The sequence below is a fragment of the Pseudomonas sp. CFBP 13711 genome (assembly GCF_014842265.1).
GTDB lineage: Bacteria > Pseudomonadota > Gammaproteobacteria > Pseudomonadales > Pseudomonadaceae > Aquipseudomonas.
Window position 1 is genome coordinate 1 of sequence record NZ_JACYVI010000020.1, and the last position, 24650, is coordinate 24650.

Below are 24650 nucleotides of genomic sequence, written 5' to 3' on the forward strand. Positions count from 1 at the left end.
TGCATTTGCGGGATTGGGCGGCGTACGAAAAAGACTCGGCTGTCGTCAGGCCAGGATTTTGGAAATCCGGATCGACCCTTCAAGTTCGCGTCGACGTTAACGACATCCATGGGGACTACCCCGGGCAACGCGGACTGAACGTGCGCAACAAGGCTAGCAAGGGCGCGATCATCGGCTGGCTGCCGCGTGGTGCGGAAGTCCAGGTCAGCGGCGAAGGCACTTATCGCAAGCTTGAAAACACCCCCGGCCCCGATCACCTGAAAGACGCCAGCGGCGGGTTGCGAGGTTATGTCTGCACCGACTTCCTGCGGCCCCTGGCGGGCGAGCAGCATCGGGTCGTTTCCGAGACGCCCCTGAACGTCCGTGCTCAGCCAATGGTTCGCAAAGGCAACGAGATCGGCACGCTGTATCCAGGCACCGAAGTGACGGTCGGTGGCACAGGCCGGTTTCGCAAGCTGGAGCGGGTCAATCAATACGTGCACTTCGCTTCGTTGCAGAGCGGCGCGGTCGAGCCGGAAGCGCGGGGCAGCGTTGTCGTTCTGGATAGGCCGGTTGCGATCAAGGCCGGTGAACTGATCGGGCACATGGGCCGATATCACGAAGGCGCCGTCGATTACCCGGAGAATCGTCTGCACCTGGAGGTATTCAGCGCGGGCGACGTGAAAACGTTCCTGCGCCTGAGCCGCCTTTGGGCAGACAAACTGCCCGCCAGCAGCAGGACCTGGCTGAAGCTCGTCAAAGGCACTCGCGTAATCGCGCATCAGGGCACGTTCAGCAGCAAAAAACCGCCGACGTTGAAGGGGGCTGGCACGCCCAGCGCCGCGCAGTTGTTGCTTCCCAAAAGTCTGATCGACGGCTTGCCGGCCGAACGAAAAATCGCGGTGCCTGCCAGTGGTGACAGTAAAGCGTGCAACTGGTATCGCCTGGACGGGCTGCTGCACGACGCCGACAACAACCTGCTCGACGGTTGGGTGCGTGAAGAAGTGGGCGTGACGCCGTGGCTCAGTCCTTGGTCGTGGGAGGGTTACGAGACCTTGGCAGACTACGATTCANCGATCAAAAAGCGCCTGTTCGACATCATTGACCGCAACCGTGACGGCAAACTGAGCGGTAGCGAGATACAAGCCGCGCTAAGACTGCCAGCCCACGCGCAGTCGATTTCGCAGTTGATAGTTCGCTACCAAAGCGAATGGCATCACGTCCCGGGCAAGTGGGATGCGCTGGACGACTTGCTGGGGCACGGCGGCTCGACGCCTAACCTGAACTGGTTGGCGGAGAAGGAGCGGATCAAGGCGATGAGTTGGTGGGCAGAGGTGGCCGGGCGGCTTGGGTTGCCTGTAGATGGGAAGGTGCACCATCTGCATCCGCTGGGGTTGTTAGGTTGGTTGTGCTCCGAGGAGCCGCGTAACGATTTAGTAGTAGAGCGAGGACAAGTCACTTTCGACGCCGAAGGGAACGACAATCCATCAAGCTATTACTTTAGCCGACAGTTGCATTGGCCAGGCGGTGCCTCGGGCGTCACCCTTGGGCGCGGTTACGACATGCGCCACAGGACAAAAGCATCCGTGTGTGCAGACCTGATGCAGGCGGGTCTGGATGTGGAGACATCCCGAAAATTCTCGCAGGGTGCCGAGCTCTTCAGTGACGCCGCTCGTGACTTTGTGACGGCGAACAAGGCTGCATATGGGGTTATTTCCACACGTTCACAGCGCGTTTTGTTCGAGACGGTGGTCTACCCCCGGTATGCAATCGCCGCTCAGCAGCAATACGAGTCAGTTGCAGCGCCGGGTACTCCACTATGGGAGGATCTTGATAGTCGGGTAAGAGATATTGCCGTGGATTTGACTTACCAGCAGGGCAGCATTTGGAAACGGCAACTGCCACACATTTCAGCTAACGATAAACAACGTCTCGCAAACTACATTGAAAGCACTCCAGAGCTCTTGAGATATGAGCGAGGGCGAAATCGTGCGCGTTACTTAAGAGCTGGAGACTGAGATGAAACGCATTGCATTGACCATGTGCCTCGCGTTACAAGTTGCTGTATCGAATCCGGCACGATCCGCACCTGTAGCGGAGGACAATTCACATTCCATTGTCGTTCCTGATGCGTCTTGGGAGGGTACCTACACCGTAAGCAGCTTGCTTTGCACCTCGCCAGAGGACGGCTCAAACTGCTCAAAGATTTTTAGCGACAGTCTGCAAATCCGGAAGAAAGGTAACGACTACCAAGTGACGCTAGAAAGCACCCAAGCGAATCAGCATGTCTGTGCGTTTTCATTCCAGATGAAAGTAACAGGCCGGAGCTTGGTTCATGAAACTGCGTATGGGCGGATCCTCGTGACGAGAAAGAAAGCAGGTTTAACCATTATTTCCTACAATGTTGACCCAACTGCGTTGGGTTTGGGTATTTGTGGAGCACATGCTGATATCAACGGATTGGTGTTTCCACGGGTAAGCAAGCGGCACGGTGGATGAGATCACTAACCCGCAATGGCGGGACCAGGTTATGAAGGCGATATGGAACATCGTCTTTTTATGGCTGGAGCTCACAAGCGCAACCGTATTTGGAGCTGGGGAGAAGCTGGGCCATGCTAAAAGGCCTGACTGCATGGAGGAGTATCAGAGCTTTATCTCGGATAGATATAAAGACTATGAGCGCACCTACCATATAACGACTTGCAAAATGTGGCCCGCTACGGGTCTAATGATTTTCGCTACATCGATCATCTTTGGCGAAAATGCTGATTTGGAGATGGTAGTCCTGGATCCGCTTACAAGAAACGTTATGGGTGAAAATCGCGAATCGGGAGTGCTTGACGCCGGCGCTATTCATAGTCATGAAGTGATAATCGATACTGCCCCTTATCAACTGAATGAAAGTCATACTGCGTTCGGGATCCGAATCTTGTGGACAGGATCGTCACAGCCGAACCCCTACAGCTCCACCTCGCTCAACTTATACATCCTACTCGACAAAATGCTAATTAATATATTGAAAGGGCTGGCCGTCCAGGAGCGTATCGGTGAATGGGACATGCGCTGCGCCGGAAGTTTCCAAGACAGAACTATGACACTGCGAATGAAGCATGCCCACACTCCTAATGCTGACATAGTTGTTAGGGAGACCGTGATTAATACGACTTCACAAGAAACAGATGAGAGCTGTAAAACCAACTTCATAAAGCGGAGGGTCAATTCCTATACGTTGAAGTATAACGATGGTTATGCGGCCCCCGACAATCTGAAAGCGCTAAGTTACAGATGATGGAGAGGCGTGATAAGACAAACTTTTTAAGCCTGGCATTCGTCTGTATATCTTTCACAAGTGGAACCGTATCTGCCAGTGAAGACGTCAGTTGCGTCAAAAACGAAACCCCCATTGCCGGTTGCCGTCTTGATGAGCAAAAGCAGCGGTCAGTCTCTCTGTGCAGCAGTGCCAACAAAGAAACCATCACCTATCGATTCGGGACGCCTGAAAAGGATGAGATGACGCAAACATTCCGAGCAACCCGCCCGCTTTTTCGGTGGGTAGATAAGGCGACATACACCACCTATTTTGGATTTCGCACGGGTGATTACGGATATGTCGTAGGTGTGCCTCAACAAACCTTCGGTGCCAAAGCGTTTCTAGAGGTACTCAAGCTCAACAAAACCATCATGAGCAAAACCTGCACCGCGAACTCGTTCGGCTCGGAGCATCTGAAGAATGTTGCGATAAAGGAGCTGGATGACGGCTCGGTTCGAGCACAGCATTTTTCATTTCCGCCGTGATCCACGCATAAAGAGGAACAGTGTCCTGTGGACGCAAACCTTGGTCAAAAAAAAAACACCCCGACCACTCGGGGTGTTTACTTTCTGCGCTATGGGGTTCAGCCATAGGGTAAAACGCGGAGGACTTCAGTGCGCTGTAGCTGTGATCAACGTTGCACGCTCCCCGCTTGTTCGGTCAGCCGTTAGCGCACGCCTTCCTGACGCAGCGCGTTGGGCTGGAAGTCGCTGACAGTGGCGGTAAAGCCGAAGTCATAGGCTTTTTTCTCTTCGTTCTTCATGCCCAGCGCCAGGTAGCGGCCTGATTGCAGGTCGTACAGAGCTTCGAGGGCATACCACGGCACTTGTTTGTCGTAGTAGTTTTCGGCGTGGGCTTCAGCCACGCGCCACAGTTGACCACGGCCGTCATAGTGATCGATGACCGCGGCCTGCCAGGTGTCTTCGTCGATGAAGAAGTCACGTTTGGCGTAGATGTGACGCTGGCCTTCTTTCAGCGTGGCAGTCACGTGCCAGACGCGACGCAGTTCATAGCGCGCCAGGTCCTGATTGATGTGGCCGGCCTTGATGATGTCGGTGTATTTCAGCTTCGGATCGTCGAGCTTGTAGCTATCAGAGGCGATGTACATTTCTTGTTTGCCAATCAGCTTCCAGTCGTAGCGGTCTGGCGCGCCGTTGAACATGTCGAGGTTGTCGGAGGTTCGCAGGCCATCGGCGGCGGTGCCCGGCCCGTCATAGGACACTTGCGGCGCACGGCGTACGCGACGTTGACCCGCGTTATAAACCCACGCCGCGCGCGGCTCTTTGACCTGATCGAGGGTTTCGTGCACCAGTAGTACGGAACCTGCCAGACGCGCCGGCGCCGTCACTTCCTGTTTGAAGTAGAACAGGATGTTGCCCGGGTTCTTCGGATCGAAATCCTTCATCTTGTCGCGGAAGACGAACTCGTCGTGGAAGTACACCGGGTTGAACGAGCCGTTGGTCTGCGGCGTGGCCTGGGTAACCAGACGCGAGACGCTGCCGCCGCGATAACGGGTGATGTGGTTCCAGATGACCTCAAGGCCATCCTTCGGAATCGGGAACGGCACTGCGGTTTCGAAATTCTCCAGGCCGTTGCCGCCACCCACCAGCTTGGTGTTGGTGGCGTTTTTCTTGATGGCGGCGAATACGTCAGCGGGCACAGTCGCGCCACGATGGGACGGGTAGACCGGCATCTTGTAGGTGTCCGGGTAACGCTTGAACATCGCGTACTGGCCCGGGGCGAGTTTGTCCTTGTACTGATCCACGTTCTGCGCAGTGATGGTGAACTGCGCTTTTTCATTGGCGTACGGGTTGGCCAGGAAGCCTTTGTCGTCCACGGCGCCAGCATTGGTCGGCATCGGGCTCCAGGCCGGAATGGTGTTGGCAGCGTTGCCGGCTTTTTCCGCGCCCATCGGCGTCAGCGTGGTGCCCAGCTTGGCGGCTTCGGCGTCGGACACCGCAGCCATCACGCTGGTCGCCAACAACGACAGACCCAACACGCCAACCTGCAACAGACCCTTCGTGATTTTCATTTTCATTATTGTCCTTAGAAGTTCATGCCGAAGCTGAGCGCTACGAAGTCGCGATCGTCCACGGTGGTGTACTTGCCGTCGAAGAAGTTGGTGTAGGAAAGGTTGGCGGTGTAGGTGTTCTGGTACTCGGCGTCGAGGCCCAGACTCACGGCCTTGCGACCTTCCTCGAAGTTGCCGCCAGGACCTGGCGAGTAGCCGTCGACGTCGTGGGACCAGGCCACGCTCGGACGCAGGTTCACCCCGGCGAAGACGTTGTTGTAATCCCAGATGGCGCGAGCGCGGTAACCCCACGAATCGGTGGTGGTGAAGCCATCGTTTTCGCAGTAGCGGCTGAGGTTGTTCTGCGCGGCAGTGCCCAGGGTGCTGGCGTTGAGGGTCTGACATTGACCGCCTGGCAGCGGGCCCGGCCCATAGCTCGGGTCGCGGCCATAACGCAGTTTCGATGTACTTTCCAGCCCGCCGACGTGGGTCCAGCCCACCTCACCCACTACGGTCAGACGTTCGGCGCCCATCACCTGGTCGAAGAAGTGCGTGAAGGTGGTCTGCGCCTGGCTGATTTCCTTGCGGCGATAGCCTTTCTGGTCCTGGCCGGGTGCGCCCTGCAGCAGCGACACGTTCGAGTTCAGCGGCGACAGGCCGGAATACAGGATGTCGGTAGTGTTCAACTGCACCGGTGCGTTAGGGCGATAGCTGACTTCGCCGCTCCACGCCGTGCCGGTGGGCAAGGTGGTGGAGAAGCTCAGGCCGAACAGGTGAATGTCTTCCGGGTATTCAACGTAGTAGCTGGAGTTGGCAGCGACCACGACGGGCAACAGGGTTGGCGCGAGGGCCGCCGCGACGCCTCGAGGAACGCCGTTGGCCGCCAGACCGCCAACCAGGCCCGCTGCGCTGTAGGCGCTTGCCGGCCCGCCCTTGCCGCTGAAGATCGGCAGACGGCTGTGGTAGTTCATGTAATAGGCGCCGAACTCGGTGTCCAGCGGCTCGAAGTTGTAGTGCATGGCCAGGCCGTACTGGCCACTGTCTCGGGCATCGCGATCAGGGCCGCGGGCGACCACTGCGCCCTCGTCAGGATTACCAAAGTTCACGCCGCGCGCAGCCAGCGTGTTCTGAACGGGGCCACGCAACGCGGCAGGCAGAGCCGCATTGAGGCTGTTGCGGGTACGCAGTACGGCCAGGTTGCTGTTGCAGCCGTCCGCGATCACGTCCGGTTGCGAGAAGAAGGTGCCGCAGTTGTCGACGACGGTCTGGTCCCATTCCAGCTGGTAAAAGCCTTCAGCCGACAGGTTTTCGGTCAGGCTTTGCGACAGGTAGAACATGTTGACCGGAATCAGACCTTCCTTGATTTCCGAGCCAGGGCGACGGAACGCGGACACGTCGACCGGGTTGATGCTGTTGATGCCGCCCTGGATGAAGGTACTTTCACCCCAACTGACGACTTGCTTGCCCAGACGCACCGAGCCCGGCTCATCGGCAATGGAGTAGTTGTGATAGACGAATGCGTCGAGCAGCTCGAAACCTGAGGATTTGGCGCCTTCCTTGCGGCCGGAATCGCTGATGTCCTTGAAGTCGCGGCTTTCGTCCTTGAGCTCGAAGTCATACCAGTACTTGCCCCGCAGGAACACACCGGTGTCGCCGTATTTCAGTTCAAGATCGTGGATGCCCTTGAAGATCTTCGAAAACGTTTCGCCGCTTTTGAAGTTCAAGTGACCGTCGTCGGAGGTTTGCGAAAGACCGTGACCGCCGTTGTTGGAGCCGATCAGGTTCTTGTTGGCGTTCTGGGTGGACCAGCTTGCCCCTATTGAGAGCGACGAGTCGAAGTTGCCTTCGATTTCTCCGATATTGAAACTGACGCCGAATGCAGGGCCGGCGAGCGTGGAAGCGAGGCTGACGGCCAGGGGCAATTTAGCCCGGCGCCAGAACTGGTTAGCTGATGTCATCGACGCTACTCCATGTGCTTTTATTTTTATGGCAGTGGGTGCTTCCAGAAACGACTCAGGCGGACGGGCCGCAGTGCCTGGGTGTCAACGCCGATCGGGCAGCCAAACAACTGCGAAACGATCAGTGCGCTTTTTCTCCGGTACCTACCTACTGCCGACTATAGCCAGCAGGTGCTGCTGCTTGATCCCTCTAAAGTGTGATTTGCAGCGCCAACACCTCTGGCACGCCGACTCCAGAGTGGCAAATCACAACGCAGGGGGAGCATGGCTGAAAAAAGAGAATTGGCAAGGAAGACGCCGGATTAGAGCCTTCGCGGCACATTTTCACGGGGATGAACCGATGAAATGGCCGCGAAGGAAAGCGTCAGAGTGTGGAGAGGAAAGCGCTGTTACTGCCCTGCCACTCAAGGATGTTCTGACGTATTTGCTTCTTGTCGAGCTTGCCGACGCTGGTCTTGGGAATTTCGGTAACAAGGGCGATCTGGCTGGGGATCGCCCACTTGTTAATGTGCCCCTGTTCCACAAATGGCTTGAGATGTTCCTTAAGGGTCTTGGCATCCAGGACGTGACCCTCGCGAGCGACCAGCAGCGCAAACGGGCGCTCGCCCCACTGGGGGTCGGCGATGCCCACCACAGCCACTTCGCGCACACCGGGATGACGACTGCAGAGATCCTCCAGCTGCAGCGACGATACCCACTCGCCGCCGGTCTTGATCACGTCTTTGATGCGGTCGCGTATGTCGATCCCGCACATGCTGTCCAGCGTCGCCACGTCTCCGGTGTGCAGCCAGCCCCCAGCCCACAGTTCGGCGCCCTTCTCCGGCTCGCGGTAATAACCTTCACTCAGCCACGGTGCGCGCAGCACCAGTTCGCCCTGGGTCTCGCCGTCGGAAGGCAGGAAATTGCCCTCACCATCGACAATCGCCGCCTCAACCAGCACGCCCGGCGCGCCGGCCTTGATTCGGTAGGCGGTCCGTTCGTCTTCACTGGCGGCCATCAAGTCGTCATTCAGGTGCGCAACCGACACCAATGGCCCGGTCTCGGACATGCCGTAGGCGGCAGACAGCTGAATGCCTTTGGCCTTGGCTGCCTCGTACAGCGAACGATTGAGCGAGCTGCCGCCGATAATGATGTGCCAGCCGGTGAAATCCATGTTCTGGGCGGCTTTGGCGTTGAGGACCATTTGCATGATGGTGGGCACGCAGTGGGAAAACGTGACCTTTTCCTTCTGCCAGAGCTGCACCAGCAACTCGGGGTCGTAACGGCCGGGATACACCTGTTTCGCGCCCAGCATGGTCGCGGCATACGGCACGCCCCACGCATGAACGTGGAACATCGGCGTGATTGGCATGTAAACCTTGTCGCCGCCCAGAATGCCTTCGACGCTGCCCATGATCGTCGCGACGGCCATGGTGTGCAGCACGAGCTGGCGATGGGTGAAATACACCCCCTTTGGGTTGCCCGTCGTGCCGGTGGTGTAGAACGTAGTCGCCACCGAGTTCTCGTCGAAATCCTCGAATTGATAGTGCGGATTCGCCGCGGCCAGCAACGCTTCGTACTCGCCCAAAAGATTGGGCAGGTCGGCGGTCGCGCCATCGGTGTCGGTCAGTAACAGTGTTTTTTCGACCGTCGTCAGTTGCCCGGCGATGGCGTTGTAGAGGGGTACGAATTCGCTGTTCACCAGCACGAGCTTGTCTTCGGCATGGTTCATGGTGAACAGGATCTGCTCGGGCGAAAGCCGGACGTTGATGGTGTGGATCACCGCGCCAATCATCGGAATCGCGAACATGCACTCCAGGTAACGATGGCTGTCCCAGTCCATCACCGCCACGGTGTCACCCGCCTTGACCCCGGCCGCCGTCAGCGCACCGGCCAGCCTGCAGATGCGCTCGTTGAGCATTTGATACGAATAGCGCGAATGGTCCCGGTAAACGATTTCACGGTTTTTTTCGTAGCGCACGCCTGACAGCAGCAGTCGCTTGATCAACAGAGGATACTGGTACGCCCCTTCGGCGGGCGGAATCACGCGGGTGTGCAGCATAGGAATCCCTTTTCACGGTGCAGGTGCGGGGGCTGAAAATATGCACTGTAGGGCCTGGGCGCGTCGATCGGATCAGCCGAAGGGATGAATTGTTGGTCTGAGGTGCCTAAAAAATACCAACTTGGCCTAGGAAATTCTGGACCGGTATAAAGAATTTTTTCGGTGCCGCCGAGATCATAAGAAAGGTGTCATTGGAATACCTAACCGCTCAAGAATGTTCCAACGTTGCTGAATAACGATGCAGCAGCGGTCAGGATTGATTTTCTTCGGATGAAGCTTTAGCTTTCACGTTCAATGCTGGCCATTATGAGGAATCGGTGTGGACAAGAAATTACTTGACGAAAGCAGCAAGTTTTTAAGTTATGTCTTAAGGCATGAACCAGAAGCCATCGGCTTGGAGCTGGATTCAGATGGATGGGCCGATATCGATGCGCTAATCCTGTGCGCCTCGAGAAATAATCGCGTTATTGACCGAGACCTGTTGGAGAAGGTGGTTAACGAAAGCGAGAAGAAAAGATTTATTATTTCAGAAAGCCGACAACTTATCCGAGCCGCGCAAGGTCATTCAACTCGCACAGTAAATCTTCAACACACGCAGACGATACCGCCCACACTCCTCTACCATGGTACGGCCACCAGATTCTTGGAATCAATCTATGAGAAAGGACTCATTCCGGGAATACGTCATCATGTGCACTTGTCGGAAAGCCCAGAAACTGCACATTCCGTAGGGCTTCGCTATGGCAAGCCAGTTGTCCTGAAAATTGAAGCCCTTCGAATGCATGAAATGGGCTTCAAGTTTTATAAGGCCGAAAACGAAGTGTGGCTAATCGATAAAGTCCCTGCGGAGTGGCTTCCTCTCAAGACTGGTCTATAACTTCGAATGACTGCGCTACGATGTGAAGTGCTGCCCCTTCAGATTGAAGATACAACCGAAAGTGCCTAAAATTGGCCGAGCTAGACATTTTATTAGCGATATCCACGATTTCTGAGCTTTTATACTCAACCAAGCAACTCAGCAACGATAAATCCCGGTCGTCAGGGCAACTAAAAAAGCTATGACCCGGGAACGGAGTCTTTACAAAATAGCTAGGCCAGAAAAATCGAAGGCTTTTCTTTACGCGTGTAGGCGCAGAAAGCTCCGGATCGTAATATATATCGAGTGTAAGATAGTTCTCAGCATAAGACATTGAAAAATCATCTTCACCATCTGAAGGTAGAAAGGTATCAAGATCTAAAAGCTTTTGGGGTTGAGATAGCTTCATTAATTATTACCTTCTTGCATTAAGTACGGAGCCGCCGTAATTCTTTCTAAGCTGCTCTTTGACAAGCTCGTCGAAAGTTGTATTCTCAAAAGCTACAACACCTGTTTTATTAGCCCCATACCACTGACTCTTGGGTATACCAGCATTTATAAGCGCTGTTGAGCTTCGGGTATTTGCTATGACATTGTGCCCATCAACAACAACGTAATCAAGAGGTACTTGCCTAGGGGTTATGGCGCCAGTCTCCAAGGCACTCGTGAGATCGGACACTGTATTTATGGGCTGCCCTGCAGCCATAGAATAAATATTTTGTCCGTCTTTGCTAAACGCCTTGGTCGGCTTAGACATTTTTTGTGCGAACACACTGTCTTCCAATACACCTAAAACGGGATTTCCTTTAGGAGGTGGTTCGTCGTCTTTTTTATCAGTTTTTGGTTTTTCTGGCTGTATCGGGGCGCTAGTTTCTTGCTCTTTTTTAGTAATTTCTGGCCTTTCTGTCTGCTTTTTAATCTCGGCTTCAAGTTCTTGTTTAGCCAACGGTATCGGCTCGCGTACTCGCAATTCAGGAAGTGCCAACAAGCCTTGTTCATTTCGAGCTAACCAACCAGCAATCTCTTTGTTAGTCATGTCTGCTTGAAGCTTTGCGCTACGCGCGGCAATGCTGTCCAGGCTGCTCACGACTCCAGCCTTAATCTGTCCTCTAGAGATATAAGTAACAATGGCTGTCAGCAACAGCATTACCAACTGCTCCTGACCTCTGGCAAGCTTCCTCGCTGCTGCGTCTATACGCTCGTCCACTATCCATGCGGACGCGCCTGTAGGGTCAAGTCCGGCAGGTCTGACGCCATCTTCAGCGTTCCATGCGGTAACGATGCCCTCATAAATGCTTGCGAGACAAGGAGGTAGCCCCTGGTAGAAATAATCGGCGATGGCTGAAAGCCCCATCCCCAGCAGAATCAAGTTGCCAACTTGCGCGCCTATGCCCCCACCCACCACAGCTCCCGGTAACGCACCCGCTCCAAACGCTAGCGATCCAGCCGCCCCACCGGCAACGGCCCCTACAGCTACGCTGCCGCCCATGATCATGGCGACCTCTTTAACCAATTGCAGCAACGTGGGCAGGATATCGGCGATGTTGATGGATGCCCATTTGCGCGTCAGATCTAGTTGGATAATGGGATAGGACTTGGCCATCGCCGACCTGACCGATTCGATGCGGCTTCCCCCTACACTGCCGTAGGCCAGAGTGGCCTCGGTGCTCACGCGTCGAGTGAAGCCATTCCAACTGCCGAGCGTGCTTTCCCAGCCCTGATCTAACGACTGGTTTAAATTACCGAACTTTTCTTCAAGATTACGCGCTACATCATCCCAACTGGGAACATCGGTTAGAAAATCCATTTACTCATCCCTGCCGTCTAAAGGCGGTAGTACCCAACCTAATTCCTTAAACAGTGGTACTTCACTAAACCCAACATCAATGCATCTCCGTCAACGCCAGCTTCAAACCCAGCGCAACAAGTACCCCACCCATCGCCCGATCAAACCAATGGCCCATCCGCGCAAAGCCCGCACGCACGCGAGGCTGGCTGAACAGGCGTGCCACCAGGCAGAACCATGCGCCGGTCGCGAATGCCAGGTAAACGCCATAGCCCGCCTGAACCAGCATCGGCGTGTGCGGGTTGATCACGACGGTGAACAGCGACAGGAAAAACAGCGTCGCTTTCGGGTTCAGCCCGTTGGTGACGAACCCTGCCGTGAAGGCGCCCCGCGCGGTGCGCTCGCCTTTGGCGATGTCCACGGGCGCATCCGATGCGTTTGCAGGTTTGGCGCGCGGTGCTTTGATGCCGATGTAAATCAGGTACGCCGCTGCCGCCCATTTCAAGGCATTGAACAGGACGATGGACTGCGAAACGATCAAGCCAATGCCCAGCAGCGAATAGCCGACGTGCAGGAAGATCGCGGTGCCGACGCCCATGGCGGTGTAGGTGCCGGCCTTGCGACCGTGGGTCACGCTTTCGCGCACGACGACGGCGAAATCCGGACCGGGGCTGGCGACGGCCAGCAGGTGAATCAGCGCAACGGTTAAAAATTCGGTCCAGTACATCGAAGTTCTCCAGGCGTTATGGCGAGCGGCAGGCTCTGGTAGGCTCGTCACATTACGCCTCCCACCCACCGAGCAAAAGGTACAGCTGATGCCCAGTCAACGCCGAGCAGTTTTCCTGGATCACACCTCTCTGGATCTGGGGGATCTCGACCTCGCGCCGTGGCGTGAAACCTTCAGCGAACTGGTGCTGCATGGCAGCACCACACCCGATCAGGTGGCCGAGCGTTTGAAGGACGCCGATGTGGCGATTTCCAACAAGATCATGATCGATGCCGCCACGTTCGCCGCCTGCCCGAAGCTGAAACTGGTGCTGGTGACCGCCACCGGCGTCAACAATGTCGACCTCGACGCCGCGCGTAAGCATGGCGTGGTGGTCAGCAATTGTCAGGGCTACGGCACCCCTTCCGTGGCTCAGCACACGCTGATGTTGCTGTTGGCGATGGCCACCCGCTTGCCTGACTATCAACAAGCGATTCATCAAGGCCAGTGGCAGAAATCGAAGCAGTTTTGCTTGCTGGACTTCCCCATTGTCGAGCTGGAAGGCAAAACATTGGGGCTGCTGGGCCATGGCGAGCTGGGCGGCGCGGTCGCGAAGCTGGCCGAAGCTTTCGGCATGCGCGTGCTGTCGGGTCAGATTCCCGGTCGTCCTGCGCGCCCTGATCGCGTGCCGCTGCATGAGCTACTGCCCCAGGTCGATGCCCTCACCCTGCATTGCCCGCTCAACGAGCGCACTCGGGACATGATTGGCGCCCATGAGTTGAGCCTGCTGAAACCCAAAGCCTTCATCGTCAATACCGCGCGCGGCGGCTTGATCAACGAGCAGGCACTGGCCGATGCCCTGCGCAACGGCCATCTCGGCGGCGCGGCCACCGACGTGCTGACGGTCGAGCCCCCGGTTAATGGCAATCCGCTGCTGTCGGGCGATATTCCGCGCCTGATTATCACGCCCCACAGCGCATGGGGCAGCCAGGAAGCGCGGCAGCGCATCGTCGGCCAGATCAACGAAAACGCTCTGGCGTTCTATGAGGGCAAGCCGGTCCGCGTCGTCAGCTGACACGGAGCTTTTCGCAGGCTCGCCACTCGGCCGCACAGCGCGTGCGCGGCGTGGCAGGCCTGTTAAACTTCGCCCTTTTTTCGAGGAGCCGATGATGGACCCGCGCAGTGAAGTGTTACTCCGGCAGGCCGATTTGTTTCAGGGTTCCTTGCTGCTGACCGGCCTCCCTGCCGACGACTTGCTGAGCAAGCTGCCCAACGCGCGCGGCTGGAGCTGGCACGCTGGCGACTTCGACACCCTCGGTACACGATTTCCCGAGCGCGTGCACTTCGGCACCGAGGCCCCGGGCGAACCCTTTGAAGCCGCGATGGTGTTTTTGCCCAAGGCCCGCGACCTCGCTGATTACCTCATCAACGCGCTCGCGTCGCGTCTGGCCGGACGTGAGCTGTTTCTGGTGGGCGAAAAACGCGGTGGCATTGAAGCCGCTGCCCGCCAGCTGAGCCCCTTCGGGCGTACGCGCAAACTCGACAGCGCCCGGCATTGCCAGCTCTGGCAAGTCACCGTCGAAACGCCTCCGCAAGCCGTCGAGCTCGACAGCCTGGCCAAACGTTTCGACATCGAAATCGAAGGCGGCGCGTTGAAGGTGGTGAGTCTGCCGGGCGTGTTCAGCCACGGCCGTCTGGACCGGGGTTCGGCCCTGTTGCTGGAAAACATTGATCGACTTCCCGCCGGCCATTTGCTCGATTTCGGCTGCGGCGCGGGCGTTCTCGGTGCTGCGGTGAAACGCCGCTACCCCGAAACCCGCGTGACCATGCTGGATGTCGATGCGTTCGCCACCGCCAGCAGCCGTCTGACGCTAGCCGCCAATGGCCTTAAAGCCGACGTGCTGACGGGCAACGGAATCGATGCCGCACCGAAGGATCTGGATGTGATTCTGACCAATCCGCCGTTCCATACCGGCGTCCACACTGATTACGCCGCGACTGAAAATCTGCTGAAAAAAGCACGAGAACATCTGAGAAAAGGAGGCGAACTGCGCCTGGTTGCAAACAGCTTCCTGCGCTACCAGCCGATCATCGAGTCGCATCTGGGGCCGTGCGCAATCATGGCCGAGGGCCAGGGTTTCCGGGTTTACCGTGCGAAACGTGCGTGATAATTAGCGCTTGCCGAACACGAGACGTGTAGGCAGAATCCGCACCGTCCTAGGGGAGTAGTCTCCCACGAGCGCCATGCTCGTCCGGCACGCATCAACATACTTGGTCCACAGACCATGGTGCGTGCGACCCCAGATCCGCTCAGACGGATCGGTGGTTTGACAAGACCTATGACACGAACATCCTGACCCGGGGCGGGGAGGTTGTACGTGTCATAGCCGTGTTGACCCGCCCCTTAGGAAAACCCTGATGCTGGAATCCCTGTTGGTCCCCACCGCTGTCGTCGCACTGGCTGAAATCGGTGACAAGACCCAACTCCTCGCGCTCGTTCTTGCCGCTCGCTTCCGCAAACCCTGGCCCATCATTGCCGGGATTGTCGCAGCCACGCTGGCCAACCATGCTGCGGCCGGTGCCGTTGGCGCATGGTTCAGCAGCTATCTCTCCGACGCCGTCCTGCACTGGATCCTGGCCGCCAGCTTTACCGCCACGGCGCTGTGGACGCTGGTTCCGGACAAACTGGACGACGACGAAGCCAGCACCAGTCGCAAGTTCGGCCCCTTCCTGACCACGCTGATCGCGTTCTTCATCGCGGAAATCGGCGACAAGACGCAGATCGCGACCGTCATGCTGGCGGCGCAATACCCAAGCTTGTGGCTGGTGATCCTCGGCACGACGCTGGGCATGTTGCTGGCCAATGTGCCGGTGGTGCTGGCGGGTAATTTTGCTGCGGAGAAACTGCCACTGACGCTGATTCGTCGTCTGGCAGCGGGTGCATTTTTCGTTCTGGCGATCGTTGCGGTGTACAAGGCGATGCAGATCAGCGGCTGGGCGTAGCCGCAGACACCAGCCCCCTGTAGGAGTGAGCTCGCTCACGAAGACGGCCTTCCAGTCGCTGAAGATGCAGCGGATGTCCCGACCTCTTCGCGAGCAAGCTCGCTTCCACATGACCGTGTCTGCTACCGGGATCAGGCGTTGATCAGCCCTTCGGCGCCTGCTGATACAACGGCATCACTTTCGGAATCGCCGCCTGCAGCGAGGCGATCCGGTTGGACGAAGCCGGGTGGGTGCTCATGAACTCCGGCTGCGACGCGCCGCCTTGAGCTTCCATCTTCTGCCACAGCGTGATCGCGGCATTCGGGTTGTAACCGGCGCGAGCAGCCAGCTCGAGGCCCAGCAAGTCCGCTTCGTTTTCATTGGCGCGGCTGTTCGGCAGCGTCAGGCTGTAATCGACCACGGTGTCGGCCAGCGCCAGACTGTCCTGCCCCAACCCCAACAATGCACCGGCGCCCTGCTTCGCCATCTGCACACCGTAGGCCTTGGACATGGCTTCACGGCCGTGTTCGCGCAAGGCGTGCGCAATTTCGTGGCCCATGACCGCCGCCAGTTCGTCATCGCTAAGCTTGAGCGTATCGATCAGGCCGCTGTAAACGATGATCTTGCCGCCGGGACCGCAGTTGGCGTTCAGCTCATCGCTTTTGATCAGGTTCACATCCCACTGCCACTGCGCCGCGTCGGGCCGCAATTTCGGTGCCTGGGCAATCAGACGCTTGGCGATGGCCTGGACGCGCTTGCCCTCGGCGCTGCTGTTGTCGAGCACGCCTTTGGACGTGGCTTCGCTGACCGTCTGCTGATAGGACTGGGCGTACATCTTGTTGACTTCGTCCGTCGACAGCATGCTGAACATGTATTGTTTGCGCTCGACACCCACCGAATCGCCGGTGGTGGTATTGACCGCCTGACACCCAGCCACCAGCAACGCTGCCGTTACGCCACAAAGAGCAAAAATCCTGCGCATTTCGTATCTCCATTGAAACAATCGCGCCATCCTAGGCAATACGCGGGCCGAGCACCAGATGCCAGCCGTCTGCCATGTGAAAAGGCGCAGGAAAACGCGGCTGTGTAACAGGAAAGAAACACGGGATCGCGATTCACACCGTGAGACAGCACTACAACGGCGTCAGGCATTCCGGCGCGTTGAGCTTCGGATCGTTCACCAGATTGGCCAAAGGCCGTTCGCGCAGTTGCATCTGCGGGGCGGCGAGCATGGCCTGCAAAGTGATCAGCGGGCAGTCCGGATCAAGCCAGGCGCGCTGCCCTTCTTCGTCGAGAATCAACGGTCGACGCTGGCTCATGGCCGACTGCGTGACCACAGCAACGCTCAGGTAGGTGTGGCCTTCAACGGGATAGGCCTCCCAGATCGCCGCGAAATACAGCGTCGATCCTTCGGCCGGCGTGAGCCAGAACGGCCGCTTGCGCACGCTGCCACGCCACTCATAAAAGCCGTTGGCCGGCAGCAGGCAACGTCGCTCACGAAACGCCTGTTTGAACATCGGCTGCTCCGCTACGGTTTCAGCGCGAGCATGGGCCGGCGTGCGCGACATGTCGGTCAGCCAGGGCGGCGTCAGCCCCCAACGTGCCCGCGCCACTTCGCGTCCGCGCTCGGCGCCCTCCTCGACCTCGCCTGGCGCTGCCCGAACCATCAAGACAGAAGCGGCAGGAGAAATATTCCACTGCGCTTGCTGGTCGCTCGGAAATCCGGGCAGGGCCGCAAAGGCAGGCGACCAACGAAACAGCGCATAACGTCCACACATGGGTTCAGCACAACTCTTTTTGAAAGCGAATGAGGCGCGCGCGAACCGGATTCAGCACAGCAACACATCGGGATAGCTGTCCGGCTCGTCACCGGACAGCGGAAAGGCGGCATTGTACTCGGTGATCAACAGACGCGCCCGCTCGGCCTGGTCATCCTCGACCGTCAGGCCCAACAACCCGAACGCCGGCAAATCCCCAACGGCGCCCAGTAAATGACGCCCGGTGATGTGGGACTCGATGCCTTCGCTGGCGAGCATGGCGTGCAGCAGCTCACCTTCCATCAGGTGTTCGGGCTCATAAATCTTGCGCATCACTCGTTCTCGCTGCGGACGTCCAGCGTCCACTCTTCCCCATCGGTTTGCAGGCTGAAGATGATCGGCCGGCAGCAGACGGGGCAATCTTCAATGTAGGTCTGATCGCCGCCGGACAGATCCAGCGCCGCCTCCACCGGTTCGCCACAATAAGGGCAGTCGTAATCCTGTATTTCCTGCATCGCAGTCTCCGGGCCCAGTTTTGCGTATAATCGCCGACTTGTTTGCGGGTCGAGCTTTATTCCTCAGCATCCGGGCATCAGCCTGAGTCGACACCTTGAGCGAAGCCGCCTTGTTGTGCGGCCGCCGCCCAGGCATCAAGCCTGTGGTGTCGTGACTCGCTGCTGCACCGGACTCGACCTCCATTACCTTAGCCGTTTCCGACAAGAGAGCATGATGGGCGAATTCGATGCCATCCGACCGTACGACGACACCGAAGTAAAAGCCGTACTTGATCGGCTGCTGGGTGATAAGGCGTTCCTCGCGATCCTCACGCATTTCCGATTTCCGCGTCTGGCCGGCTCCCTCGGCTGGATTCTGCAACCGGCCATCGCGCGCAAGTTGCGTCGCCAGTTCGCCGGCATCGACACCGTCGCGGCCCTGCAGGACAAGGTCGAGCATTACGTCGATCACACAATCGAACGCGCCACTGACGGTGTGACCTACACCGGCGTCGAGCAGTTCAAGTCAGGGGTTGCGTACCTGTTTCTGGCCAACCACCGCGACATCGTGATGGACCCGGCTTTCGTCAATTACGCGGTCTACCACGCGGGCCTGCCAACGCCGCGCATCGCCATTGGCGACAACCTGCTGCAAAAGCCCTTCGTCAGCGACCTGATGCGCCTGAACAAGAGCTTCATCGTGCACCGCTCGATCACCGGACGTCGCGAGAAGATGGCGGCTTACCAGTTGCTGTCGGCGTACATCAATCATTCGATCCGCAATGACTGCCAGTCGATCTGGATCGCCCAGGCTGAAGGCCGCGCCAAAGACGGCGACGACCGCACCGAGTCGGCCATCCTCAAGATGTTCCACATGAGCCGCAAGGACGAGCCGTTCGGCGAAGTCATCCAGTCGTTGAACCTGACGCCGGTGTCGATCAGCTACGAATACGACCCGTGCGATCACGCCAAGGCGCGGGAGCTGTACATCCGCGCCACCACAGGCAGTTACACCAAAGTGCCGGGCGAGGACGACGTCAGCATCGCGCTGGGGATCACCGGCTACAAAGGCCGCGTGCACGTGAACTTTGCCCCGCCGATCACCGAGCTGTTCGAGGACACCAAACTGCTGGCCATCGAAATGGACCGGCAGATTCTCGGCGGCTATCGGCTGTTCCCGGTGCACTACCTCGCGTACGCGCAATGGGCCAACGCCGAGCCGGCGCTCCAAGTGCCGAACGCGGCTCAAGTGTTCCCGGTAGACGAACTGGAACGCGCTCAAGAGGAATGGCAGCGCCGACTCAATGGCTGCCCTGCCGAGCACCGTCCGTTTCTGATTCAGCAATACGCCATGCCGGTGCGCAATCAGTACCGGGTGAAGGCCGGGTTGCCGCTTTAAGCCCCCTTCCCTCCCCCGAATAAACGGCGCCCTCAAGGCGCCGTTTTTCGTTGTGCGCCTCCGTTGCCTTGGCGATATCAGCCTTCACAAATGTGTCACCGCTGACACACTCAAGCGTAAGACTGGCTCGCTAAGGTCGTCGCCTATCCAAATGAGTGAAGGCGTACGCTATGCGATCCAGCAAACCGGTTGCCCAGGTAATGGTGTCTTCCCTGGTACTTTCAGTGCTCGCCGTATCGGTCCAGGCCGCGAGCAGGGCGGGAGACGACACCATCAACGGTGTCGACCTGCTTTCCGGATTCAATACCTTATGGACGACCGGCGCGACCTGGGACACGGGTACACCGACCGCCCTGGGTCAGAGCTTGCTACGGCGCAACCTGCAAATCGTGGTCGACCGCGCCAACGCCCGCACCCTCGCCCAGGAAACCGCCGCCTACTTCGATGACCGCCGTGACCAGAGCTACAGCGCCATCAGCGGCCTCGGCTCGTTGAGCGCTGCCTACAAGGCAGGCGCTGGCGCCTTCACGACCATCACGCAATTCGACGACAGCAACAAAACCGTCAGATACGACGACAAAGGCAATGGCGCAGGCAGTTCGTCTTCGGCGCTGGGCAAAGTCGTCGACCTGGTCAGCGCTGTACGCAACGACGCCTCGACAACGCCCGCCAAATCCCACTATTTGTATCCGCGGCCATGGCGTCAAAGCCTGGATGGTCAGAGCCTGGACTTCGTGGTCGCGCCCTCCCTGCGCCCGGCGGAAAGCACCACGCCCGCCAGCGACTCGGGTTTTCCCAGCGGCCATACCAATGCCGCGTACCTGTCTTCATACGCACTGGCCTATGCCATTCCCGAGCGTTTCAGCGAGTTGATGCTGCGCGCCTCGGAAATTGGCGACAACCGCATTGAAGCCGGCATGCACTCGCCGTTCGACGTGATGGGTGGACGCATCACCGCAACGTACTTCGCCATCGACAACCTCTCCAATCCGGCCAACGCCCAACTGCGCGCCGATGCGCGTGCTCAGGCACTGAGTTATTTCACGACGCAATGCGGCGGCGACGTCAACAACTGCATGGCGAGCATTGACCCGGCGACCGATCGCACGTCTCAACACGCTCAGGACAAGGCGCTGTTCACCTCGCGCATGACCTACGGCTTCGATCCGGTGGGCCCGACTAACCTGGCCGCCGTGGTGCCAACCAACGCCGACGTGTTGCTGGAAACCCGCTTCCCTTACCTGGACGCCAGTCAGCGGCGCGAGATTCTGGCGACCACTGAAATCTCCTCAGGCTATGCGGTGATCGATCAGTCAGGTGGCTACGGCCGCCTGAACCTGTACGCTGCGGGCGACGGTTATGCGGCATTCAATTCCAACGTCACGGTCAACATGGACGCCAGCCTCGGCGGCTATAACGCCATCGACGCCTGGCGCAACGACATCAGCGGCAACGGCGGGCTGATCAAAAACGGCAGCGGCAATCTGATGCTGACCGGCAATAACACTTACTCGGGCGGCACCGTGATCAACGGCGGCGTGCTGACCGGCCATGCCAAGGCGTTCGGCAGCGGGACGATCACCGACAACGCGACGCTGGTCGTCGATCAGTCGACCAACGACACCCTCGCCAACACCCTGACGGGCAACGGTGCGTTGATCAAACGTGGCGTCGGCTCGCTTAACCTGACGGGCAACAACAGCCTGTCCGGTGCAACGACGGTGCAAGCGGGTCGGCTGGCGGTCAACGGTGACCTGGGCAACTCCATCGTCAGCGTGCAGCAAGGCGCAACGCTGGGTGGCAATGGCACCGTCGGGGGCATCAATGTCGCTCGGGGTGGCGTGGTTGCACCGGGTAATTCGGTCGGGCAACTGAACGTCAACGGTGATGTGAACCTTGCTCAGGGCTCGGTCTACCAGGTCGAATCGGACGCCAATGGCAATGCCGACCGCATCGTCGCCAGCGGCCGTGCAACCCTCAATAACAGCACGCTGTCGCTGGTTGAAGGCGGTAACTGGCTGGCCGCGAGCCGTTACTCGATTCTCTCGGCAGCCGGTGGCGTCAGCGGTACGTTTGCCAATGTGCAAACCAACTTCGCCTTCCTCACCCCGACGCTGAACTACACGGCAACCGATGTCGGGCTGACGCTGGACCGTAACGCACAAACGTTCGCCAGCCTGGCGACGACCCGCAATGCCCGAGCCGTCGCCCAAGGGTTGGACAGCGCGGGCGCTGGCAACGCGCTTTGGCGTGAAGTGGTGCAGGACGATACGTCGACCGCCCAGGCCACGTTCAAGGCACTGTCCAATGAGCCGCATGCGTCGACGCAGTCCGCGCTGATCGAGGACAGCCGTCTGGTGCGCAACGCCGTGAACGATCGCTTGCAACAAGCGCAGTCAGCACCGGCACTTCGCGGCACGACGCAAACCCACGTCGGTGACGACTCCCGTGGCGTGGTTTGGACTCAGGCCATCGGCGCGACCGGCAAAACCGACAGCACCAGTGATGTCTCGGGTCTCGACACGCACAGCAGCGGCATATTGTTCGGCGCAGACGTGCCACTCGACGACACCTGGCGCGTGGGTGCCATGGCCGGTTTCAGCAACAGCAGCTTCGACCTGCGCCATGCCTCCGGCTCGACCGACAGCGACAACTACCATCTGGGCGTCTATGCCGGCGCCAAGTGGGGTCAACTGGGCCTGCGCCTTGGCGCAATACGCACCTGGCACGATCTGACGGCCAAGCGCACGCTGGACTTGCCAGGGGCTTCCGAGCACTTCAAGGAAGATTACAACGCGGCGACCAATCAGGTATTTGGCGAACTGGGTTACGCCATCGAGCTGGGCAATGCGCAACTTGAGCCCTTCGCCAACCTCGCCCATGTGCGACTGGACACGGATTCCTTCGATGAAAACAGCAACGCGATCAGACTGGAGAACAAGTCTCAGGACAACAACATCACCTTCAGCACCCTCGGCCTGCGCGCCGCCACTCGCTTGAATGCGGGCAGCGTCGCGATCAAGCCCAACGCGACACTGGGCTGGCGTCGTGCCTACGGCGACGTGACGCCAGAGAACCGCGCGGCCTTCAGCGGCGGCGACACCTTCGATCTCTCCGGCGCACCGATTGCCCGCAACGCAGCAGTGCTTGGTGCGGGGGTCGATCTGGGCTTGAGCGACACGCTGAGCGTCGGGCTGAGTTACAACGGACAAGTGAGCAGCGATGCGTCGGATCAAACCCTGAACGCCAGGGTGACGCTGGCCTTTTAAGCGATCACAGCTTGGTGCTCACCCACGACAACAGCAGCGCGAACGCGAGGCACGCCGTGCCGAACCGATAGCTCAGGCGGATCATGCGCAAGGTGGGCACATCCATCAGGTGCATGGGTTCGTCGATTGGGGCTTGTTCGGTGAGATGGTGCAGATGGGCCATCTCCCGCTGCTCGCGAGTACGGGTGGTGTGCAGCAGCCAGATGCCGGGGCCGGCGGCGAGCAAGGCGCAGAGGTTGATGGCGAGACCGGGGGCGTGATGGATAAGCGACATGGTGCCTCGATGACGCCGGATTAATGGGCGCCGCAGACTCTGTTTGGATCTGTCGCTCACACTAGTCGCTGTCACCTTAACGTCACCTGAACCGGGCACTGTGTGGGACCTCAAATCGACCCACCGCCACGGAGAGCGTCATGCTGCACGCCCACAACCAGGACCGCCTTTACCTCATCGCCCCCAGCGACGAACAGGAAGCATTGATCGACGCACTGGCGTTCAACGTTCAGGACAGGCACTGGCTGGTGTACTGCGCGCTCGGCGGCCATGCGCACAACGATCTGCCAGAAGTGGATCTGCAGACCGGTTTCAGTTTTCTGGACTTTTATCAGGCAGCTTGACCCCCGCGCTGCGAGCCCCAGGTGACGCCGCTGAACAAACAAAAAGCCCCGGCTTCTCGCGAAACCGGGGCTTTTTTGTACGTCAGAATCAGGCGCTGAACTTACTGGCCGAGGGTGCGGCCAATCGTCTGATCCTGGAACAGGCGGGTCAGTGCGTCACTGAGCACGTCGCTGATCAGCTTGGTGTTGGTCTCTTCGTTTGGCGCCATGCCGAAGCGTTGATCCAGTGAGGCCGCGTAGCGACCGCTGTAGTTACGGCCGGCGTTCTGAACGTCAGCGCGGAACGTAGAGCTGATGTTGGCTTCGGTGACGTACAGGCCTTCTTTCGGCGATTGATACTTCAGGTCTGCCAGGGTGACGGTCAGCTGCGGACCATTACCATTCTGCACGGGCGTGAAACCCAGCAACCGCACGCCGGCTTCAGCCTGAGCCTGCAGCTGCGGCAGCAACTGCTGACCATTGACGGTGATCGAACTGGTTTCCGGGTACAGGCCACCACGAGTGCCCAGTTGCTGCGACTGACGACCGTCAACCACGCGCACGACCACTTGCTGGCCGTGGCCGACCGGCGCCAGTTGAGCGTTCAGCTTGGGTTCCGGGGTAAGGGATTGCGGGCTGTGGGCACAGCCCGCCAGGGTCAGACTGCCAGCGGCAAGCAAACCGAACAGAACGCGACGCAACATGCTCATTTCTCCATGGGCCAAGGCACAAAATGTGCCGCAGTATAGCGACCTCCCAAGGCCGCTCACTAGGGTAAAGATACGACAAAGTGCCATCCCACCGGTTCCGGGCAGACGACGTTGTCCACAGGATCAAAATCAACACAATTGCGCAATCGCAACGTCACAGCGGTGTCATGCCTGCCGGCCATACTTTTTTCAACTCTCCAGCAAGGAGTCCTGCCATGGACTTTCTTTGGTCGTTGTTCTCGTTGCGCCGCCGTCATCGTCACTATGCCCGTCTGGACCAGCACGGCATTTGCCTGGCATTCAAGCACTGCGCGGAAACGCCCTTTGGTCAGGGCTGGGTCGAAGTCCACGAAGCAAACCTGTGCTGGCTGCAGCGCCCACTCCCCTCCAGCGCCCGCGTGACTTCTCGGTCACGTGCGATTACCGCCCGGCATATGCTCAGCATCTGACCAAAAGACGAATAAAAGTCATTTTTCCTGGATCATTTCTGCCCGTTTCATCGCTATAATCTTCCCCCGATTATAAGGACGTCTCCTGATCGGGCCTCGCAGCATCGTCGATAGCCATTATCGACTCCTTCGTAACGCCCACAGAGAGCCTTCCACACAGACATGTGCAGCCCGATGTGGCCGCAGCGCAGACGCCGGATCGTCGATTAATCCGAACGTCCTTCGCCAGTTCCTGCCTCACATCGCGTATGAACCTGATCTGCAGAGCTGCCATCGCGCAGCCCTTTTTGAGGTTCGCGTCTCCAAAAGAGCGTGAAAAAAACGGGTTTTCACAACTTCACAAGAG

The 24650-nt window shown here is 58.6% G+C and carries 23 protein-coding genes, 1 pseudogene and 1 riboswitch; of the genes and pseudogenes, 12 read left to right on the top strand and 12 right to left on the bottom strand.

Going from position 1 to position 24650, the window contains the following annotated elements:
• Positions 1 to 140: 140 nt before the first annotated feature.
• The 4 genes and pseudogenes from IFT47_RS27450 to IFT47_RS25450 all read left to right on the top strand — a co-directional run.
• Positions 141 to 1052, top strand: a pseudogene (locus tag IFT47_RS27450) (hypothetical protein); the annotation flags it as partial.
• Positions 1053 to 1998: 946 nt separating this feature from the next.
• Positions 1999 to 2478 (top strand): hypothetical protein, encoded by a 480-nt coding sequence (locus IFT47_RS25440; protein WP_192174910.1) that lies wholly within the window; start codon positions 1999 to 2001, stop codon positions 2476 to 2478.
• Positions 2471 to 3268: a hypothetical protein gene (locus tag IFT47_RS25445; protein ID WP_192174911.1), complete on the top strand. Its 798-nt coding sequence runs from the start codon at positions 2471 to 2473 to the stop codon at positions 3266 to 3268. Before IFT47_RS25440 ends, IFT47_RS25445 begins: the two co-directional genes overlap by 8 nt.
• A complete protein-coding gene (locus tag IFT47_RS25450; protein ID WP_192174912.1) occupies positions 3265 to 3774 on the top strand; it encodes a hypothetical protein in 510 nt (169 codons plus the stop codon). The genes IFT47_RS25445 and IFT47_RS25450 overlap by 4 nt, the downstream gene beginning before the upstream one ends.
• Positions 3775 to 3956: 182 nt before the next feature.
• Here IFT47_RS25450 and IFT47_RS25455 read toward each other — a convergent pair whose 3' ends face one another.
• From IFT47_RS25455 to IFT47_RS25465, 3 genes are all read right to left on the bottom strand, one after another.
• The gene (locus IFT47_RS25455; protein ID WP_192174913.1) at positions 3957 to 5321 is read right to left on the bottom strand and encodes a DUF1329 domain-containing protein; all 1365 of its coding nucleotides are present in this window, start codon (positions 5319 to 5321) and stop codon (positions 3957 to 3959) included.
• A 14-nt stretch (positions 5322 to 5335) separates the two neighbouring features.
• Positions 5336 to 7258: a DUF1302 domain-containing protein gene (locus tag IFT47_RS25460; RefSeq protein WP_192174914.1), complete on the bottom strand. Its 1923-nt coding sequence runs from the start codon at positions 7256 to 7258 to the stop codon at positions 5336 to 5338.
• A gap of 364 nt (positions 7259 to 7622) precedes the next feature.
• Positions 7623 to 9299, bottom strand: coding sequence for a fatty acid--CoA ligase (locus IFT47_RS25465; protein WP_192174915.1), 1677 nt, complete (start codon positions 9297 to 9299; stop codon positions 7623 to 7625).
• Positions 9300 to 9618: 319 nt separating this feature from the next.
• Between IFT47_RS25465 and IFT47_RS25470 the strand changes: the two genes are divergently transcribed.
• Positions 9619 to 10176 carry an RNA 2'-phosphotransferase gene (locus IFT47_RS25470; protein WP_192174916.1) on the top strand — a complete coding sequence of 186 codons (558 nt, stop codon included), beginning with the start codon at positions 9619 to 9621 and terminating at the stop codon, positions 10174 to 10176.
• Here the strand turns inward: IFT47_RS25470 and IFT47_RS25475 are convergent.
• The 3 genes from IFT47_RS25475 to IFT47_RS25485 all read right to left on the bottom strand — a co-directional run bounded on the left by IFT47_RS25475 (position 10160) and on the right by IFT47_RS25485 (position 12668).
• The gene (locus tag IFT47_RS25475) at positions 10160 to 10564 is read right to left on the bottom strand and encodes a hypothetical protein (protein WP_192174917.1); all 405 of its coding nucleotides are present in this window, start codon (positions 10562 to 10564) and stop codon (positions 10160 to 10162) included. The two genes, IFT47_RS25470 and IFT47_RS25475, sit on opposite strands and share 17 nt — an antisense overlap.
• A gap of 6 nt (positions 10565 to 10570) precedes the next feature.
• Positions 10571 to 11962 (bottom strand): DUF6861 domain-containing protein, encoded by a 1392-nt coding sequence (locus IFT47_RS25480; RefSeq protein WP_192174918.1) that lies wholly within the window; start codon positions 11960 to 11962, stop codon positions 10571 to 10573.
• Between the two features lie 76 nt (positions 11963 to 12038).
• Positions 12039 to 12668, bottom strand: coding sequence for a LysE family translocator (locus IFT47_RS25485; protein ID WP_192174919.1), 630 nt, complete (start codon positions 12666 to 12668; stop codon positions 12039 to 12041).
• A gap of 88 nt (positions 12669 to 12756) precedes the next feature.
• Between IFT47_RS25485 and IFT47_RS25490 the strand changes: the two genes are divergently transcribed.
• From IFT47_RS25490 to IFT47_RS25500, 3 genes are all read left to right on the top strand, one after another.
• A complete protein-coding gene (locus IFT47_RS25490) occupies positions 12757 to 13722 on the top strand; it encodes a 2-hydroxyacid dehydrogenase (RefSeq protein WP_192174920.1) in 966 nt (321 codons plus the stop codon).
• 94 nt (positions 13723 to 13816) lie between these two features.
• Positions 13817 to 14815 (top strand): class I SAM-dependent methyltransferase, encoded by a 999-nt coding sequence (locus IFT47_RS25495; protein WP_192174921.1) that lies wholly within the window; start codon positions 13817 to 13819, stop codon positions 14813 to 14815.
• A 40-nt stretch (positions 14816 to 14855) separates the two neighbouring features.
• A riboswitch (yybP-ykoY riboswitch) is annotated at positions 14856 to 14976 on the top strand.
• 89 nt (positions 14977 to 15065) lie between these two features.
• The gene (locus tag IFT47_RS25500) at positions 15066 to 15650 is read left to right on the top strand and encodes a TMEM165/GDT1 family protein (RefSeq protein WP_192174922.1); all 585 of its coding nucleotides are present in this window, start codon (positions 15066 to 15068) and stop codon (positions 15648 to 15650) included.
• A gap of 142 nt (positions 15651 to 15792) precedes the next feature.
• Here IFT47_RS25500 and IFT47_RS25505 read toward each other — a convergent pair whose 3' ends face one another.
• From IFT47_RS25505 to IFT47_RS25520, 4 genes are all read right to left on the bottom strand, one after another.
• Positions 15793 to 16611, bottom strand: coding sequence for a M48 family metallopeptidase (locus IFT47_RS25505; protein ID WP_192174923.1), 819 nt, complete (start codon positions 16609 to 16611; stop codon positions 15793 to 15795).
• 151 nt (positions 16612 to 16762) lie between these two features.
• Positions 16763 to 17407 (bottom strand): SOS response-associated peptidase, encoded by a 645-nt coding sequence (locus IFT47_RS25510; protein WP_192174924.1) that lies wholly within the window; start codon positions 17405 to 17407, stop codon positions 16763 to 16765.
• Between the two features lie 51 nt (positions 17408 to 17458).
• Positions 17459 to 17719 (bottom strand): putative signal transducing protein, encoded by a 261-nt coding sequence (locus tag IFT47_RS25515; RefSeq protein ID WP_192174925.1) that lies wholly within the window; start codon positions 17717 to 17719, stop codon positions 17459 to 17461.
• On the bottom strand, positions 17719 to 17901 hold the full coding sequence (locus tag IFT47_RS25520; RefSeq protein WP_192174926.1) for a CPXCG motif-containing cysteine-rich protein: 183 nt from the start codon (positions 17899 to 17901) through the stop codon (positions 17719 to 17721). Before IFT47_RS25520 ends, IFT47_RS25515 begins: the two co-directional genes overlap by 1 nt.
• A 214-nt stretch (positions 17902 to 18115) precedes the next feature.
• Between IFT47_RS25520 and IFT47_RS25525 the strand changes: the two genes are divergently transcribed.
• Positions 18116 to 19279 (top strand): 1-acyl-sn-glycerol-3-phosphate acyltransferase, encoded by a 1164-nt coding sequence (locus IFT47_RS25525; protein WP_192174927.1) that lies wholly within the window; start codon positions 18116 to 18118, stop codon positions 19277 to 19279.
• A gap of 170 nt (positions 19280 to 19449) precedes the next feature.
• On the top strand, positions 19450 to 22548 hold the full coding sequence (locus IFT47_RS25530) for an autotransporter domain-containing protein (RefSeq protein ID WP_192174928.1): 3099 nt from the start codon (positions 19450 to 19452) through the stop codon (positions 22546 to 22548).
• A gap of 4 nt (positions 22549 to 22552) precedes the next feature.
• Here IFT47_RS25530 and IFT47_RS25535 read toward each other — a convergent pair whose 3' ends face one another.
• Positions 22553 to 22822, bottom strand: a complete 270-nt coding sequence (locus tag IFT47_RS25535; RefSeq protein ID WP_172609708.1) for a hypothetical protein — start codon at positions 22820 to 22822, stop codon at positions 22553 to 22555.
• Positions 22823 to 22962: 140 nt separating this feature from the next.
• On the opposite strand from IFT47_RS25535, the gene IFT47_RS25540 reads away from it, so the two are divergent.
• The gene (locus IFT47_RS25540; protein WP_065991803.1) at positions 22963 to 23166 is read left to right on the top strand and encodes a hypothetical protein; all 204 of its coding nucleotides are present in this window, start codon (positions 22963 to 22965) and stop codon (positions 23164 to 23166) included.
• Positions 23167 to 23267: 101 nt separating this feature from the next.
• Here IFT47_RS25540 and IFT47_RS25545 read toward each other — a convergent pair whose 3' ends face one another.
• Positions 23268 to 23849: a YajG family lipoprotein gene (locus tag IFT47_RS25545; RefSeq protein ID WP_192174929.1), complete on the bottom strand. Its 582-nt coding sequence runs from the start codon at positions 23847 to 23849 to the stop codon at positions 23268 to 23270.
• Between the two features lie 221 nt (positions 23850 to 24070).
• On the opposite strand from IFT47_RS25545, the gene IFT47_RS25550 reads away from it, so the two are divergent.
• Complete coding sequence (locus IFT47_RS25550) at positions 24071 to 24304, top strand: hypothetical protein (protein ID WP_192174930.1); 234 nt, start codon at positions 24071 to 24073, stop codon at positions 24302 to 24304.
• The last annotated feature ends 346 nt before the right edge of the window (positions 24305 to 24650 follow it).